This is a genomic window from Stenotrophomonas maltophilia group sp. RNC7, assembly GCF_030910085.1.
Lineage (GTDB): Bacteria > Pseudomonadota > Gammaproteobacteria > Xanthomonadales > Xanthomonadaceae > Stenotrophomonas > Stenotrophomonas sepilia.
Genome location: NZ_JAVFVN010000261.1, coordinates 1 through 501 on the forward strand (window position 1 = coordinate 1; position 501 = coordinate 501).

Sequence of the window (501 nt, forward strand, 5' to 3'; positions counted from 1 at the left end):
TAAATGAGAAGCGCAACATAAACAAAAAAACTTTAACTGAATCTGGAGTTAAATGTATTAGAAGTGATTCAGAAAATATGCGTGTTATAGGGGCAAAAGAAGCGAAAGGAGATATATTGTTATTTTTAGATGATAGTAATAGTATTTCTGCATGTGAACTTAAACAATTTATGCAACCTGCTATGAAAGATAATGCAGATGTGGTTTTAAATAACTTGCACTCTTTCTTTATTGAAAGACAGAAAAAAGAATTTCCAAGTGCTAATATTATTTGGAGACAAATCATAAATGAAGTGTTAGGAGCGAATGAATTAAAAATAAATTCTTTGCTCTCTTTACCAAATATAATTACAAAAAAAGCTTTACAAGAAATTAAATATGAAACTCTTAAAAACCCTGTTCTGGCGCAAATAAGACTTATTGAAGAAGAAAAAAAGTTTAGTTGCCATTACTTTATAGAAACACAATTGGCTAAAGAGTTTTGTTTAGAAGAAAGAGCAT

The 501-nt window shown here is 28.5% G+C and carries 1 protein-coding gene; it reads left to right on the forward strand.

Annotated elements, in window-relative coordinates; genetic code table 11:
- Positions 1 to 501, forward strand: a 501-nt coding sequence (locus RCF13_RS03390; RefSeq protein ID WP_308140874.1) for a glycosyltransferase, incomplete at both ends; no start/stop codon positions are given.